This is a genomic window from Herbiconiux sp. A18JL235, assembly GCF_040939305.1.
Taxonomy (GTDB): domain Bacteria; phylum Actinomycetota; class Actinomycetes; order Actinomycetales; family Microbacteriaceae; genus Herbiconiux.
In genome coordinates, this window is the sequence record NZ_CP162511.1 from 1,487,119 (window position 1) to 1,501,444 (window position 14,326).

Genomic DNA, 14,326 nt, shown 5'->3' on the forward strand with positions numbered 1-14,326 from the left:
CCTAGACTCGAGGCATGACCGGCCCCGCTCGCACCCCCTCGGGCGGCAGCACGGCGGGGTCGACGTCGGGGCACGCCGCGGCGGGCCTCACCCTCGACAGCAAGCTCAACGGCCTGCTCGGCGGGCGCACCGCGGGTGCCTTCGAGAAGGCCTTCGGTATCGCCACCGCAGGCGACCTGCTGAGCCACTACCCGCGTCGCTACGCCCGGCGGGGCGAGCTCACCGCCATCTCGAAGCTCCCGCTCGACGAGAACGTCACCATCGTCGCCGAGGTGCGCGACGTGAAGGAGCGGCAGATGCGGGCGCGCCGCGGCTCCCTCACCGAGGTCTCCATCTCCGACGGCGAGGGCATCATCACCCTCACCTTCTTCAACCAGGCCTGGCGTGCCCGTGAGCTGCGGCCGGGAGTGCGCGGCATCTTCGCCGGCAAGGTCTCGAACTACCGCGGCGCCCTGCAGCTCGCACACCCGAACTACGAGCTGTTCGACGAGTTCGGGGGTGCATCCGGGTCGGGGCTCGCCGATCCGTCGGCGCTCGACGACGCCGAGGCTCGCCGCTGGGCCGAGATGCCCATCCCCATCTACCCCGCCACCTCCACGTTGCAGAGCTGGCAGATCGCGAACTCGGTGGCGCTCGTGCTCGACGCCCTGCACGGGGCCGTACCCGACCCCGTGCCCGCCGAGCTCCGGGCGGAGCAGGGCATCCTGCCGCTCGGGCGCGCCTACGAGCAGATCCACCGGCCCGAGAAAGACGGGGAATGGATGCGCGCCCGCGACACGCTGCGCTTCCACGAGGCCTTCGTGCTGCAGTCGGCTCTCGTGAGTCAGCGCCGCGCCGCGCACGCCGTGAAGACCGCCCCGCGGGTGCCGAAGCCGGGCGGCTACCTCGAGCGCTTCGACGCCGCGCTGCCGTTCCGCCTCACCTCCGACCAGCAGCTGGTGGGGTCGGAGATCGCCCGCGACCTCGCGGGCGACATCCCCATGATGCGTCTGCTGCAGGGCGAGGTGGGTTCGGGCAAGACGCTCGTGGCGGTGCGCGCCATGCTCGCCGTCGCCGACTCGGGCGGGCAGTCGGCGCTGCTCGCGCCCACCGAGGTGCTCGCCTCGCAGCACCTGAGGTCGATCGTGAAGGTGCTCGGCCCCGACCTCGCCGCCGAGCTGATGCCCACCCTGCACACCGGTCAGCTCTCCACCGCCGAGCGCAAGAAGGCGCTGCTGCGCATGGTCTCCGGCCAGGCGAAGCTCGTGGTGGGCACGCACGCGCTGCTGTCGGAGAAGGTGCAGTTCTACGACCTCGGGCTCGTGGTGGTCGACGAGCAGCACCGCTTCGGTGTGGAGCAGCGCGACACCCTCCGGCAGAAGGGTGCCACCCCGCCCCACGTGCTCGTCATGACGGCGACACCCATCCCGCGCACCGTCGCGATGACGGTGTTCGGCGACCTCGACGTCTCCACCATCTCCGAGCTCCCCGCGGGCCGGCAGGGCATCGAGAGCTTCAGCGTTCCGCTCGCCGAGAAGCCCGGCTGGGGGCCGCGCATCTGGCAGCGGGTCGCCGAGGAGCTCGCGCAGGGGAGGCAGGCGTTCGTGGTGTGCCCTGCGATCGACCCTGCCGATCCGGTCGAGCCCGCCGACCCGGCCGAGAGGGGAGAGGGCGACGCGACCGCGGCCGCCGCCGGTGATGCTGACGGCGCGACAGCTCCCGCGAAGGCGAACGTCGTCGACACCCTGGCGCAGCTGAAGGCCATGCCCCTGCTCGCCGGTCGGCGCATCGAGGCGCTCCACGGGCGGATGGCGAGCGACGAGAAAGACTCCGTGATGAGGGCCTTCGCCGCCGGCGAGATCGACGTGCTGGTGGCAACGACGGTCATCGAGGTGGGCGTCGACGTCCCCAATGCGTCGACGATGGTCGTGCTCGACGCCGACCGCTTCGGGGTGAGCCAGCTGCACCAGTTGAGAGGCCGCGTCGGCCGGGGCGGCGTGCCGGGCCTGTGCCTCCTCGTCAGCCACGCGGAGGCCGAGTCGGTCGCCAGGCAGCGGGTCGATGCGGTGGCGGCGACGCTCGACGGCTTCGAGCTCGCCGAGGTCGACCTCGAGCTGCGACGCGAGGGCGACGTGCTCGGCAGCACCCAGTCGGGCGGTCGCTCGTCACTGCGTCTGCTGCGGGTGGTCAAAGACGCCGACCTCATCCAGGAGGCGCGGGCGGCGGCCTTCGCGGTGGTGGGCGACGACCCCGGGCTCGACGAGCATCCGGCCCTCCGCGACGCCCTCGAGCGCCGTCTGCGGGAGTCGGAGCGCAGCTTCCTCGCCAAGACCTGATCGTCGCCGCATCCGCCTCGGGGCAATTGGGCTTCGCCGACCATTGATAAATGCGCGTCGCGGGCGCACAGTGGATGTCAACAGGCGGAAGTCAGCGGGCGGAAGTCCGCACGGTGACCTCCGTGGAGACGAGGTGGACATGTCAATCCTGAAGCCACGACGCACGAAGCATGAAGGTCTCAGCGTCGACTCCCTCCCGGTGCTCGGTGCCGGAAAGCACCGCAGCGCCCGCTCCGGCGCCTGCTTCATGGAGTACGCCTCCTTCCTCGCCGGTGAGCGATGGAGCGACCATCCCTCCTGCACCCACGCCGGGCTCGCGCACCTCGCCCGCGCCGTGAACGACCTCACCTCGAACGAGGCGCGCGGCCGGCTGGCTCCCCTCGTGCCCGGGGTCATCGGTCTCACCAGCGACGACATCAGGCTCGACCTGCTGCTCGCCGTGCACACGGTCGCCCTCTCGCTGCCCGAGGCCCCCGTCGACAGGCAGCACGCCCTCGCCGTCGGTGCCCTGGTGTGCCGGGCGGCGCTGCTCCGCCTGCCCGACGCCGAGGCGCCCGATCACGTCGAGGCGACCGCCGCGGCTCTCGCCGAGGTCGAGGAGGCGCTCGCGGCGGCACCCGACGCCCATCGGTGGGCGGCGAGGTTCCTCGACCGCAACCTGCGCTGGCAGCGCGGCGAGATCACGCGGCGGCAGACCCAGGCGACGATCGCGATGGCCGTCGACGGGGTGCGCTCGGCCTGCGCCGACTTCCCCGACGACCGCCTCTACGCGTTGCTCGCCTCCTCGATCGCCCTGGTCGAGAGGTTCGTCGCCGCGGAGACCGGTGCCACGAAGGCGATGCCGGCCGTGGCGGCCGAGAAGGTGCGCAGCCAGCTCGTCTCCTGACGTCATCGCCGCATCCGCCCTTGATAGCCTTGGGGCATGAGCAGTGTGGCCGTCGTCCCCGGTTCCTTCGACCCCATCACCCTCGGTCACCTCGACGTGATCGAGCGCGCTGCCTCGATCTTCGAGGAGGTGCACGTGGTGGTCGTGCACAATCCCGACAAGCAGGCGCTCATCCCGATCGCCCACCGGGTGTCGCTCATCGAGAAGTCGCTCGACGAGCGCGGGCTCGTCGGTGCGGGCATCGTCATCAGCTCGTGGAGCATGGGCCTGCTCGTCGACTACTGCACCGACGTGGGCGCGACGGCGATCGTGAAGGGCATCCGCTCCCAGATCGATGTCGCGTACGAGACGCCGATGGCGATCGTCAACCGCAACCTCGCCGAGGTCGAGACCATCTTCCTGCTCCCCGACCCCGCCCACGCCCACGTCTCGAGCTCCCTCGTGCGCCAGGTCTCGGCGCTCGGCGGCGACGTGGCGCCCTACGTGCCGGGCGTGGTGGCGGAGTTCCTCAAGCACACCGCGGACTGACGGGTGGCGCGCATCCCCGTCGGCTATGCCGCGATGCTGCAGCAGTTCGCCCCGAGCGATGCCGTCGAGCTCGCGGTCTACGCCGAGAACCACGGGTTCACAGGGGTGATGGCTGCCGACCACTTCCAGCCGTGGGTGCCCAAGCAGGGGCAGGCCGCGTTCGTCTGGAACGTGCTCGCCGCGCTCGGTGAGCGCACCGACGGCGACATAGGGCCCGGCGTCACCGTGCCGAGCTTCCGCTGGCACCCCGCGATGGTGGCGCAGGCGTCCGCCACTCTCGGGGCCATGTACCCCGGGCGGCACTGGCTCGGCATCGGCCCGGGTGAGGCGCTCAACGAACACGTCGTCGGCGGCTACTGGCCGGAGGCATCGGAGCGCATCAACCGCATGTTCGAAGCGGTCGACGTGATCAACAAGCTGTTCTCCGCATCCCTTGCAGGAAAAGACGCCAAGCACCACGGCCCGCACTTCACCCTCGAGTCGACGAGGCTCTGGACGATGCCCGAGAAGGCTCCCGAGATCCTCGTGGCGGCGGCGGGCCCGGTCACGGCGAGGCGCGCGGGGCGCACGGTCGACGGCATGATCAACCTCGGCGCGCCGCTGGAGAAGATCGCCGGTCTGTTCGCGAAGTTCGACGACGGGGCCCGCGAGGTGGGGCGCGACCCCTCCACCATGCCCAAGGTGCTGCAACTGCACCTCTCCTGGGCGCCGACCGACGAGGAGGCGCTCGCGAACGCCGTCACCGAGTGGCCGAACGGCGGCATGAGGTTTCCGAAGGCCGACATCAGGAGCCCGTTCGAGTTCGAGCAGATCGCCCGTCTCGTGCGGCCCGACGACTTCGACGGGCGGCTCAACATCTCGAGCGATCCGGATGCGCACCGGGCCTACATCCAGCGCTTCGCCGACCTCGGTTTCGACCGCATCTACCTGCACAACGTGGGGCGCAACCAGAAGGAGTGGATCGACGTGTTCGGTCGCGACGTCATCCCGAAGCTGCACCGGTGAGCGGGGGAGAGGGTGCCGCGCCGGTCGAGACGCACGAGGAGGGCAAACCCGCCGGCTGGGGGCTGCGGGTCGCGGCGTTCGGGGGCATCCCCGAGATCACGGCGGGTGACGACCTCGTGGCGCTCATCGGTGACGCGGTGCTCGCCGCCGGGTTCGAGCCGCGAGACGGCGACGTCTTCGTGGTCACGAGCAAGATCGTTTCGAAGGCGGAAGGGCGCATCGTGGCCGCAGCCGACCGCGAAGACGCCATCACCGCCGAGACGGTGCGGGTGGTGGCCACCCGGGCGCACCCCGGGGGTGTGACCCGCATCGTCGAGAACCGGCAGGGCATCGTGCAGGCGGCGGCCGGGGTGGATGCGTCGAACACGCCGGAAGGCACGGTGCTGCTGCTTCCCGTCGATCCCGATGCCTCGGCGCGGGGGCTCGCGCGCGGGCTGCGGGAGCGGTTCGGGGTGCGGCTCGGGGTGATCGTCTCCGACACGCTCGGCCGGCCGTGGCGGCAGGGGCAGATCGACCAGGCGATCGGGGCGGCGGGGGTGGCGGTGCTCGACGACCTGCGCGGCTCGCGCGACAGCTTCGGGCACCAGCTCGTCGTCACGCAGGCGGCGGTCGCCGACGAGCTGGCCTCAGCGGGCGATCTCGTGAAGGGGAAGGCGAGCGGGATGCCCGTGGCGATCGTGCGCGGGGCAGGGCACGCCGTCGTGGAGTCGCTCGACACCCCCGCCCGCGCCCTCACCCGCACCGGGCCAGGAGACATGTTCCGGCTGGGCACCGACGAGGCGCTCGCGGAAGGGCGCGCGGTGGGGTACGCCGAGGGGTACCAGGCGGGGTTCGCCGCGGGGCTCGCGGCGGCGGAGGCGGCGAGCCGCGAGCGGGGCGCGCAGGGCTGAGGCGGGGGAGCGGGCACGGGGCGGGCTGCCGCAGGGCCTGCCGCGCGCCGCGCGCCGGCACGCGCCCCGGCCGCACTCCTACCCGCACCTCCACCCTGCGTCTCCAGCGCCCCCCGCCGCGCCCGGCACCTCACCGGATGAGGCGGCTCAGCACGGTGCGCTCGCCCAGCGTCCAGCTCGTGCTGGTGAGCAGGTAGAGGCTGGCCGCCAGCGGCACGAACGCCGCGAAGGCCACGGTGAGCAGCGGGAGCCAGCTGAGCAGCCGGCCGACGCTGCCGTCGGGAGCCAGCGCGGCGAGAGCATCCGCCGTGTCCGTTCCGCGGGGGGCCGGCCGCCCGGGGGCCATCGCCGCGGAGGTCCCACCGGGCGTTGCGAGTCGCATGGAGAGACGACGCGAGAGCACGGCGACCACGGCGATGACGAGCAGCACGATCGCACCCACGACCACGCCGACCGGGTCGTCGCCACCGGTCAGCGCGGAGACGAAGCTGCGGCCGAGGGGTGCGCCGAGGAGCGTCTCGGTGAGCAGCGAGTTCGGATGGCCGTTCACCGTCGGCAGGAGGAACACGCCGTAGACGAGCGAGAGCACGGGGGCCTGGATGAGCAGGGGGAGGCAGCCCGCGAACGGCGACGCCTTCTCCTCGGCGTAGAGGGCCATGGTCTCGCGCTGCAGGCGTTCCGGGTTCTTGGAGTGGCGGCGACGCAGCTCCTGCAGTCGGGGGGCGAGCCGCTTGCGCATCAGTTGCGCGCGCGCCTGCGACACCCCGACCGGGATGAGGGCAAGGCGTACGAGCACGGTGAGCAGCACGACGGCGGCTGCTGCGGCGCCGGCTCCGGCCACAGGGGACAGCAGCTCGGTGAGGAACTGCACGACGGCGTAGGCGCCGTCGAGCGCCGCCGCGACGGGCGGGAATTCGTAGATGTTCATGGGACTCCTCGATCAGTGACGGATGGACCGTGTGATCGCCGAGGAGATGAACGGGTGCCCGGCGCGGGCAGGCGCGCCGCGGCATCACGCACCGCGCGGTGCGGTGCGGCGTGGTGCGGTGCGGGAGTCTCCTAGGCGATCGCGAGGAGACGCCCGGGAGCCCTCGTGCGGGGCCGCCCCGGCGCGTCGGGCCGGGACTGGGTGATGACGGTGGGGAGGTCGTCGTCGGCCGCCTCGCAGCGTCGGGTGTGGCGGTGGCGGGTGGAGGCCGCGAGGAGCACGACGGCCAGCGCCGCAACGGCGCAGGCGGTGGTGACGACGGCGGCCAGGGCCAGGGCGGTGAGGACTCCGTCGGTACCGGTGCCGGTGCCCGCGCTGCCCGCTGCACCGACCGCACCGAGCGCGGAGAAGATCATCGCCGAGGCCGAACCCACACTCAGCAGGCCGAGCAGCACGCTCAGCCGCCGCAGGAACGGCGACTGGTCGAACGCGCTCCACAGTCCCCGGGCGCTCACGCCGACGCCGGCCCCGGCGCTGTCGCGCTCGAGCCAGTGCGCGTCTCGCCGGAGGTGGTCCATACCCGCGATGCTATCGCGCCCGGATGGGACACCGCGCGGTGGTCGGGTGACCGCGCTCCGGCTGGGCGGTCCGCCCGGCCGGGTGATGCGCCCGCGCCGGCTGCCACGCCCGGGCCGGGTGGTGCGCTCGGGTCGACGGTGCGCTCAGGCCGGGTGTGCCGCCGGGGTCAGGCGGCCTTCATGTACTCGCCGGCCGGGCCGGAGCGGCGCACGAGTGCCCCGGGCGCGATGGTGCTGTCGCGCTCGACGCGCGTCTCGTCGGCCACCCCGGCGCGGGCGCCGATGCGCGAGTGGCTGCCGATGCGGGCGCCGCGCCCGATCTGTGCCCCCGCGCCGATGTGCACATTGGCCTCGATCAGCACGCCGGTGCCGATGGCGGCTCCACTCTCGACCCAACTGCCGGGGCCGATGCTGGCCCGCGGGCCGACGCGCGCTCCGGTCTCCACGTACGAACTCGGGTCGACGAACGCACTCGGGTCGACCTCGGAGCCCACGGCCACGAAGCCCTTGCCGTTGGGGTGGCGGCGATACCGCGACACCTCGCCGCGTTCGCCCTCGATCTCATGGAATGTTCTGCTCACGTTCGAGACAACATCGCATGCATCCGTATCATTCCCGGAAAAAGAACGATCGTTCTGGATTCACCCCGCCCCGCCCGCTTGACACCTGTCCCGTCGTCGCGAAGGCTGGAACACGCGAGAACGACACATGTCGGGAGGTGAGATGGTGCCGACGCAACCGCAGACGGCGCTCGCGCCGACCTCCACGGAGTCTCCGCGACGTCGACGACTGGTGGTCGTGACCGCGATCTCGGCGGCGGCCTACGCCGTCTTCTCCCAGGCCTCGATGGGCCGCTGCCCCGGTGGCGGTTCAGACGCGACGGGCCTCGGCGAGGGATGCATCTCGGTCACGCTCTCCCCGAGCCCCCTGGTGTTCCTGGCGATGGCGTCGATCCTCCTCGTCGCCCTCGCTCGCATCGCCCGGCGAGCTTCAGACGCGAGCGTCGCCGAGCGCCTCGGCGATCGAGCGGCCGCCGCCATCGGGCTTCTCGCGGTCGTTTCGCTCGCGGTCTGTTATCTCTGGTGGGCCACCGACCCGACCGCGGGGTGGTCTCCTGGCGAGCCGTTCTCCACCCTGCTGCCGTTCCCCTTCGCCAGCGTCGACATCGAGATCACCCGCTGAGCGCATCGGTCCCCGCCGCCCGTGCACGATGACCCCACCGCCCGTGCACGATAATCGGGACGGTGAGTGATGCGGCAGCGGTGTGGACGGTCGTCGTGCCGGTGAAGGGAACCCCCGCCGGGAAGAGCCGGATGTCGCCCGGCGTCGACAGCGCTCTCCGCGCCCTCCTCGCCGAGGCCTTCGCCCTCGACACCCTCGCCGCCGTGCGTGACACGCCCTCCGTGGGCCGGCTGATCGTCGTCACCGATCCGGAGGCCGGCCCTGCCACCGCGCGGCGAGCCACTGCGCTCAGGATCCCCGACGTCGAGATCGTCCCCGATCCGGGCAGCGGCCTCAATGCCGCCGTCATCGCGGGCCTGGGGGCAGCGGGCGACGCGCACCGAGCCGTGCTGCTCGGCGACCTGCCGGCGCTCGTGCCGCACGACCTGGAGGAGGCCCTTGCCGCAGCGGAGACGCATCCGCTCGCCGTCGTCCCCGATGCGCAGGGCACGGGGACAACTCTCGTCACGGCGCGACCCGGAGCCGTGCTGATACCGCGATTCGGGGCAGGATCAGCGCGCCGGCACCGCGAGGCGGGGCATGTCGTGCTCGACGTTCCGGCCGACTCGACGCTCCGGCTCGACGTCGACACGGAGGCCGATCTCGCCGAGGCGGTCGCCCGGGGTGTCGGTGCCCACACCCGTCGCGCGCTCGCACCCGCGGAGCTCAGCCCTCCAGCAGTGCGTGCGCCGTCGCCTCGTCGATGATGAGGTCGGTCATCACGCCGGCCGCCAGCGCCCCTCGCAGCGCCGGGAGCTTCGACCTGCCCGACACCACGCACACCCGCCGCGCGACCTTCTTGAGCACCGCCAGCGACGGCCCCGACGAGCGGGCGTTCATCGGGATGTCCTCGCTCGACCCGTCAGCGCGGTAGAACACCGTCGCCACGTCGCCCACCACCGCCGAGCGCCCGAGCTGCTCGAAGTCGGCGTCGTCGAGGTACCCGCCCACGTACACGTGCGAGGGCACCTCGGCGTAGGCCGAGCCGAGCCCGAACAGCGCGATGTCCATGTGCTTCTGGATCTCGAGCACCCGGCGGATGCTGCGCTCGCGCCAGAGCACCTCCTTGGTACGCGGGTCGTCGAAGAACGCCGGCACCGGGAACTGCTGCACGTAGGCGCCGAAGGCTGTTCCGAAGCGGCTCATGATCTCGCTGGCGTAGCCGATGCCCGTGGTGCGCGCGTTCGAGGCACCGTTCAGCTGCACGATCTGCGAGTTGTGGGTGACCTTCTCCTGCAGGTGCCGCGACACCGCCGAGAGGGTCGACCCCCAGGCGATGCCCATCGTCATGTTCGAGTCGAAGAAGGGGCCCAGGATGCGTGCGGCACTCATCGCCACCCGCTCCAGTCGGTCGACCTCGGCCGTCGAGTCGGGCACCGGCACGACGTGCGCCGTCACTCCGTGGCGCTCGCGGATGCGGTCCTGCACCGACGACAGCCGATCGACAGGAGACTTCACCTGGATCTCGACGAGCCCGGTATCCCTGGCGTAGCCGAGCAGCCTCGACACCGACGACCGCGAGGTGTGGAGTTCGCTTGCGATGGCCTCCATGGTGAGGTCTTGCATGTAGTACAGATGTGCGGCCCGGAGCGCGTCGCGCTCCTTCTCGCTCGTGAAACCGTCTCCGGCCATGCGTCGTCGCATCCTTTCGAACCAGGAACTGCACATATGTGCAACGAGCTTGATCATATGTGAACTTGGTCGTAGAACTGTATGTCGTCGCATGGATTGCCGCCCGCAACCCTGACGTAACACGAAGGCGAGTACACAGTGAGCACCTCACAGACCGACATCCGCTCCGACGTCCAGGCCATCCGGAGCAACCCCAGAACACAGGTGCTCATCATCGGCGGCGGCATCAACGGCATCGGCACCTTCCGCGACCTGGCCCTCCAGGGCGTCGACGTGGTGCTGGTCGAGCGCGGCGACTACGCCTCTGGTGCGTCGAGCGCGTCGAGCCACATGATCCACGGAGGCGTGCGCTACCTCGAGAACGGCGAGTTCCGCCTCGTGAAGGAGAGCGTGCAGGAGCGCAACCGGCTGCTCCGCCTGGCTCCCCACTACGTGAAGCCGCTGCCCACCACCATCCCGATCTTCTCCACCTTCTCGGGCATCCTGAGCGCCCCGCTTCGCTTCCTCACCCACAAGTCGGGAAAGCCGAAGGAGCGCGGCGCGCTGCTCATCAAGGTGGGCCTGCTCGGCTACGACTCCTTCTCGCGCGACGGCGGCACCGTGCCCCGCCACAAGTTCGTGGGCCGCAAGAAGTCGCTCGCGAAGCTGCCGAAGCTGCGTCCCGACGTGAAGTACACCGCCACCTACTACGACGCCGCCGTCGAGAACCCCGAGCGCCTCGCGCTCGACCTGGTTCAGGATGCGCTGGCGACGGGCCCGCACGCCCGCACCGCCAACTACGTCGAGGCCGTCGGCGCGAACGGCGACCCCGTCGTGCTCCGCGACACCGTCACGGGCGAGACCTTCGAGGTCACCGCCGAGGTCGTCGTGAACACCACCGGCCCCTGGACCGACCTCACCAACGCAGCCCTCGGCGAGGCCACCCGCTTCATGGGCGGCACCAAGGGGTCGCACATCGTGCTCGACAACCCTGAGCTCTACGAGGCCTGCGCCGGTGGCGAGGTGTTCTTCGAGAACAACGACGGCCGCATCGTGCTCATCTACCCGCTGAACGGCCGCGTGCTCGTCGGCACCACCGACCTCGAGGCCGACCCCAGCGAGCCCGCCCTCTGCACCGAGGAGGAGGTCGACTACTTCTTCGAGCTCGTCGGCCACGTCTTCCCCACCATCACGGTCGAGCGCCCGCAGATCGTCTACCGGTATTCGGGCATCCGCCCGCTTCCCGGTCACGGCGACACCGCCCCCGGCTTCGTCTCGCGCGACTACCGCATCGAGCAGGCGAGCTTCGGCTCGTCGAAGACCGTCACGCAGCTGAGCCTCGTCGGCGGCAAGTGGACGACCTTCCGCGCCCTCGCCGAGCACCTCGCGAACGACACCCTGGCCCTCCTCGGCCGCAGCCGCACCGTGAGCACCACCGACCTCGCCATCGGCGGCGGCGTGGGCTTCCCGCAGACCCCCGCCGCGGTCACCAACTGGGTGAAGGCGAACGGGGCCGACCTCGGTGAGGAGCGCACGCGCATCCTGCTCGCCCGCTACGGCACGAACGCCGCGAAGGTGATCGCGCACATCGTCGCCGCCGAGGAGACGGATGCGCCCCTGGCCACCCTGCCGGGCTACAGCACCGCCGAGATCGGCTACCTGATGGGCGAGCACACAGTTCACCTCAGCGACCTCGTGCTGCGCCGCAGCATCATCGCCTTCGTCGGCTCGCTCGACCAGGCCGTGTTCGACGAGCTCAGCGAGCTCGCCGCCGCGGCCCACGGCTGGTCGCCGGAGCGTCTCGCCGACGAGCGGGCGCAGGCGGCGGAGAATCTTCGCTTCTTCCACGGCATCGTGGTGGAGGCGTCGAACAAGACGGCGGCGGGCGCCGTCAACTAACCCGAGGGCGGCGTGGGTGCCGCTCCGAACGAAAGGTCAATGTGGACAATCTCGGAATCGACTTCGTCGCCGAACTGGTGGGGACGGCGTTGCTCGTGCTCCTCGGCTGCGGCGTCGTCGCGAACGTGGCGCTCGTGCGCACGAAAGGTTTCAACGGCGGGTTCCTGATGGTGAACATCGGCTGGGGCCTCGCGGTCTTCGCCGGTGTCATCGTCTCCTACGCCTCCGGCGCCCACCTTAATCCGGCGGTCACCCTCGGACTCGTGGCCAACGGCGCGCCGACGTTCGGGTCGGAGGCCACCTCCGTGCCGGTGAACTTCCTGTCGGTCATCGCCTACATCGGGGCGCAGATGATCGGTGCGATCATCGGTGCCGTGTTCGTGTGGCTTGCCTACAAGCAGCACTTCGACGCCGAGCCCGAGGCCGGCAACAAGCTCGGCGTGTTCTCCACCGGGCCCGCGATGCGCTCCTACGGATGGAACCTGATCACCGAGATCATCGGCACCTTCGTGCTGGTGTTCGTGGTCATCGGCTTCGGCCGCAACGGCGACGGCGGCGGTCTCGCCGCGCTCGGTGCTCTGCCGGTGGCTCTGCTCGTGATCGGTATCGGCGCCTCCCTCGGTGGCCCGACCGGGTACGCGATCAACCCCGCCCGTGACCTCGGCCCGCGCATCGCCCACGCCCTGCTCCCCATCAAGGGCAAGGGCTCCTCCGACTGGGCCTACTCCTGGGTACCCGTCGCCGGCCCCATCATCGGCGGTCTCCTCGCCGGCTGGGCCGCCATCCCGCTCCTGCCCATCCTCACCTAGTCGGCCGAGCATCCGTTCGACACCAGACGACAGCATCAACGAAGGAGTTATGTCATGACTGACGAGAAGAAGTACGTCCTCGCGATCGACCAGGGAACCACCTCGTCGCGCGCCATCATCTTCGACCACGCCGGCACCATCGTGTCGACCGGCCAGAAGGAGCACGAGCAGATCTTCCCCAAGGCGGGATGGGTCGAGCACGACCCGATGGAGATCTGGGACAACGTGCGCGAGGTCATCGGCCTCGCCCTGTCGAAGGCCGACCTCACGCGCCACGACATCGCCGCGGTCGGCATCACCAACCAGCGCGAGACCGCCGTGGTGTGGAACAAGAACACCGGCAAGCCCGTCTACAACGCGATCGTGTGGCAGGACACCCGCACCCAGCCCATCGTCGACCGGCTCGCCGCCGGTGACGAGGCCGGCCTCGAGCGGTTCAAGCCGATCGTGGGTCTGCCGCTCGCGACCTACTTCTCGGGCACCAAGATCGTCTGGATCCTCGAGAACGTCGACGGCGCCCGCGAGGCCGCCGAGGCCGGCGACCTGCTGTTCGGCACCACCGACACCTGGGTGCTGTGGAACCTCACCGGCGGAACCGACGGCGGCGTGCACGCCACCGACGTCACGAACGCCTCCCGCACGCTCTTCATGGACCTCGAGACACTCCAGTGGCGCGACGACATCCTCGCCGAGTTCGGCGTGCCCCGCAGCATGCTGCCCGAGATCAAGTCGTCCTCCGAGGTGTACGGCACCGTCGAGTCGTCGAACCTGCTGCGCGAGGTTCCCGTCGCGGGCATCCTGGGCGACCAGCAGGCCGCGACCTTCGGCCAGGCGGCGTTCGACGCCGGCGAGTCGAAGAACACCTACGGCACGGGCAACTTCCTCATCTTCAACACCGACACCGAGATCGTCCACTCCAAGAACGGTCTGCTCACCACCCTCGGCTACAAGCTGGGCGACCAGCCGGCCCACTACGCGCTCGAAGGATCGATCGCGGTCACCGGCTCGCTCATCCAGTGGCTGCGCGACAACCTCGGCATCATCGGGTCGGCGCCCGAGGTGGAGACCCTCGCGGCCTCGGTCGAGGACAACGGCGGCGCGTACTTCGTGCCCGCGTTCTCGGGTCTGTTCGCCCCGTACTGGCGGTCGGATGCGCGCGGTGCGCTCGTCGGCCTCACCCGCTACGTGAACAAGGCGCACATCGCGCGTGCCGCCCTGGAGGCGACCGCGTTCCAGACCCGCGAGGTGCTCGACGCGGTGAACGCCGATTCGGGTGTCGACCTCACCGAGCTGAAGGTCGACGGCGGCATGATCGCCAACAACCTGCTCATGCAGTTCCAGGCCGACATCCTCGGCGTTCCCGTCGTGCGCCCCGTCGTCGCTGAGACCACCGCGCTCGGCGCCGCCTACGCCGCGGGCCTCGCGGTCGGCTACTGGGGCTCGCTCGACGAGCTGCGCGCCAACTGGCAGGAGGACTCCCGCTGGGAGCCGCAGATGGACGAGGCAGAGCGCGAACGCCAGCTCCGCAACTGGAAGAAGGCCGTCACCAAGACCCTCGACTGGGTCGACGACGACGTCGTCTGACACAGAGCCCGCCGGCGAGTTCAGAAACGCAATCGTCGCGCCGACCGCGCCTATATGGGCGGAGGTCGGCGC

The 14,326-nt window shown here is 70.8% G+C and carries 14 protein-coding genes; 10 read left to right on the forward strand and 4 right to left on the reverse strand.

Features of this window, described 5'->3' with window-relative positions; translation table 11 throughout:
* Positions 1-14: 14 nt before the first annotated feature.
* The 5 genes from ABFY20_RS06880 (at position 15) to ABFY20_RS06900 (ending at position 5,624) form a co-directional block, all read left to right on the forward strand.
* On the forward strand, positions 15-2,315 hold the full coding sequence (locus tag ABFY20_RS06880) for an ATP-dependent DNA helicase RecG (RefSeq protein ID WP_368499199.1): 2,301 nt from the start codon (positions 15-17) through the stop codon (positions 2,313-2,315).
* A 139-nt stretch (positions 2,316-2,454) separates the two neighbouring features.
* A complete protein-coding gene (locus ABFY20_RS06885; protein WP_368499200.1) occupies positions 2,455-3,201 on the forward strand; it encodes a hypothetical protein in 747 nt (248 codons plus the stop codon).
* 36 nt (positions 3,202-3,237) lie between these two features.
* Positions 3,238-3,729: a pantetheine-phosphate adenylyltransferase gene (gene coaD, locus ABFY20_RS06890; RefSeq protein WP_368499201.1), complete on the forward strand. Its 492-nt coding sequence runs from the start codon at positions 3,238-3,240 to the stop codon at positions 3,727-3,729.
* Positions 3,730-3,732: 3 nt separating this feature from the next.
* On the forward strand, positions 3,733-4,734 hold the full coding sequence (locus ABFY20_RS06895; RefSeq protein ID WP_368499202.1) for a TIGR03557 family F420-dependent LLM class oxidoreductase: 1,002 nt from the start codon (positions 3,733-3,735) through the stop codon (positions 4,732-4,734).
* A 62-nt stretch (positions 4,735-4,796) separates the two neighbouring features.
* Positions 4,797-5,624 (forward strand): coenzyme F420-0:L-glutamate ligase, encoded by an 828-nt coding sequence (locus ABFY20_RS06900; RefSeq protein WP_368499744.1) that lies wholly within the window; start codon positions 4,797-4,799, stop codon positions 5,622-5,624.
* A 130-nt stretch (positions 5,625-5,754) separates the two neighbouring features.
* On the opposite strand, the gene ABFY20_RS06905 is transcribed toward ABFY20_RS06900, so the two are convergent.
* From ABFY20_RS06905 to ABFY20_RS06915, 3 genes are all read right to left on the reverse strand, one after another.
* On the reverse strand, positions 5,755-6,552 hold the full coding sequence (locus ABFY20_RS06905) for a YidC/Oxa1 family membrane protein insertase (protein WP_368499203.1): 798 nt from the start codon (positions 6,550-6,552) through the stop codon (positions 5,755-5,757).
* A gap of 131 nt (positions 6,553-6,683) precedes the next feature.
* On the reverse strand, positions 6,684-7,130 hold the full coding sequence (locus ABFY20_RS06910) for a DUF6412 domain-containing protein (protein ID WP_368499204.1): 447 nt from the start codon (positions 7,128-7,130) through the stop codon (positions 6,684-6,686).
* Between the two features lie 167 nt (positions 7,131-7,297).
* Entirely contained in the window at positions 7,298-7,711 is a 414-nt protein-coding gene (locus ABFY20_RS06915; protein WP_368499205.1) for a DapH/DapD/GlmU-related protein, read from the reverse strand.
* A gap of 127 nt (positions 7,712-7,838) precedes the next feature.
* Here ABFY20_RS06915 and ABFY20_RS06920 point away from each other — a divergent pair, with 127 nt between their 5' ends.
* Both ABFY20_RS06920 and cofC read left to right on the forward strand, forming a co-directional pair.
* The gene (locus ABFY20_RS06920; protein ID WP_368499206.1) at positions 7,839-8,312 is read left to right on the forward strand and encodes a hypothetical protein; all 474 of its coding nucleotides are present in this window, start codon (positions 7,839-7,841) and stop codon (positions 8,310-8,312) included.
* A 62-nt stretch (positions 8,313-8,374) separates the two neighbouring features.
* Positions 8,375-9,058 carry a 2-phospho-L-lactate guanylyltransferase gene (gene cofC, locus ABFY20_RS06925; RefSeq protein ID WP_368499207.1) on the forward strand — a complete coding sequence of 228 codons (684 nt, stop codon included), beginning with the start codon at positions 8,375-8,377 and terminating at the stop codon, positions 9,056-9,058.
* Here the strand turns inward: cofC and ABFY20_RS06930 are convergent.
* Positions 9,018-9,983 (reverse strand): sugar-binding transcriptional regulator, encoded by a 966-nt coding sequence (locus ABFY20_RS06930; protein ID WP_368499208.1) that lies wholly within the window; start codon positions 9,981-9,983, stop codon positions 9,018-9,020. The genes cofC and ABFY20_RS06930 overlap by 41 nt on opposite strands.
* A 138-nt stretch (positions 9,984-10,121) precedes the next feature.
* On the opposite strand from ABFY20_RS06930, the gene ABFY20_RS06935 reads away from it, so the two are divergent.
* From ABFY20_RS06935 to glpK, 3 genes are read left to right on the forward strand one after another with little or no spacing between them, the layout of a single operon-like run.
* Positions 10,122-11,861, forward strand: a complete 1,740-nt coding sequence (locus ABFY20_RS06935; protein ID WP_368499209.1) for a glycerol-3-phosphate dehydrogenase/oxidase — start codon at positions 10,122-10,124, stop codon at positions 11,859-11,861.
* 41 nt (positions 11,862-11,902) lie between these two features.
* Complete coding sequence (locus ABFY20_RS06940; RefSeq protein WP_368499210.1) at positions 11,903-12,670, forward strand: MIP/aquaporin family protein; 768 nt, start codon at positions 11,903-11,905, stop codon at positions 12,668-12,670.
* A 54-nt stretch (positions 12,671-12,724) separates the two neighbouring features.
* Entirely contained in the window at positions 12,725-14,254 is a 1,530-nt protein-coding gene (gene glpK / locus ABFY20_RS06945; RefSeq protein WP_368499211.1) for a glycerol kinase GlpK, read from the forward strand.
* The last annotated feature ends 72 nt before the right edge of the window (positions 14,255-14,326 follow it).

Bases quoted from the DNA above. Each gene is read 5' to 3' on its own strand.
- ABFY20_RS06880 (WP_368499199.1), top strand. From the start codon at position 15: ATGACCGGCCCCGCTCGCACCCCCTCGGGCGGCAGCACGGCGGGGTCG.
- ABFY20_RS06885 (WP_368499200.1), top strand. From the start codon at position 2,455: ATGTCAATCCTGAAGCCACGACGCACGAAGCATGAAGGTCTCAGCGTC.
- coaD (WP_368499201.1), top strand. From the start codon at position 3,238: ATGAGCAGTGTGGCCGTCGTCCCCGGTTCCTTCGACCCCATCACCCTC.
- ABFY20_RS06905 (WP_368499203.1), bottom strand. From the start codon at position 6,552: ATGAACATCTACGAATTCCCGCCCGTCGCGGCGGCGCTCGACGGCGCC.
- ABFY20_RS06910 (WP_368499204.1), bottom strand. From the start codon at position 7,130: ATGGACCACCTCCGGCGAGACGCGCACTGGCTCGAGCGCGACAGCGCC.
- ABFY20_RS06920 (WP_368499206.1), top strand. From the start codon at position 7,839: ATGTCGGGAGGTGAGATGGTGCCGACGCAACCGCAGACGGCGCTCGCG.
- ABFY20_RS06930 (WP_368499208.1), bottom strand. From the start codon at position 9,983: ATGGCCGGAGACGGTTTCACGAGCGAGAAGGAGCGCGACGCGCTCCGG.
- glpK (WP_368499211.1), top strand. From the start codon at position 12,725: ATGACTGACGAGAAGAAGTACGTCCTCGCGATCGACCAGGGAACCACC.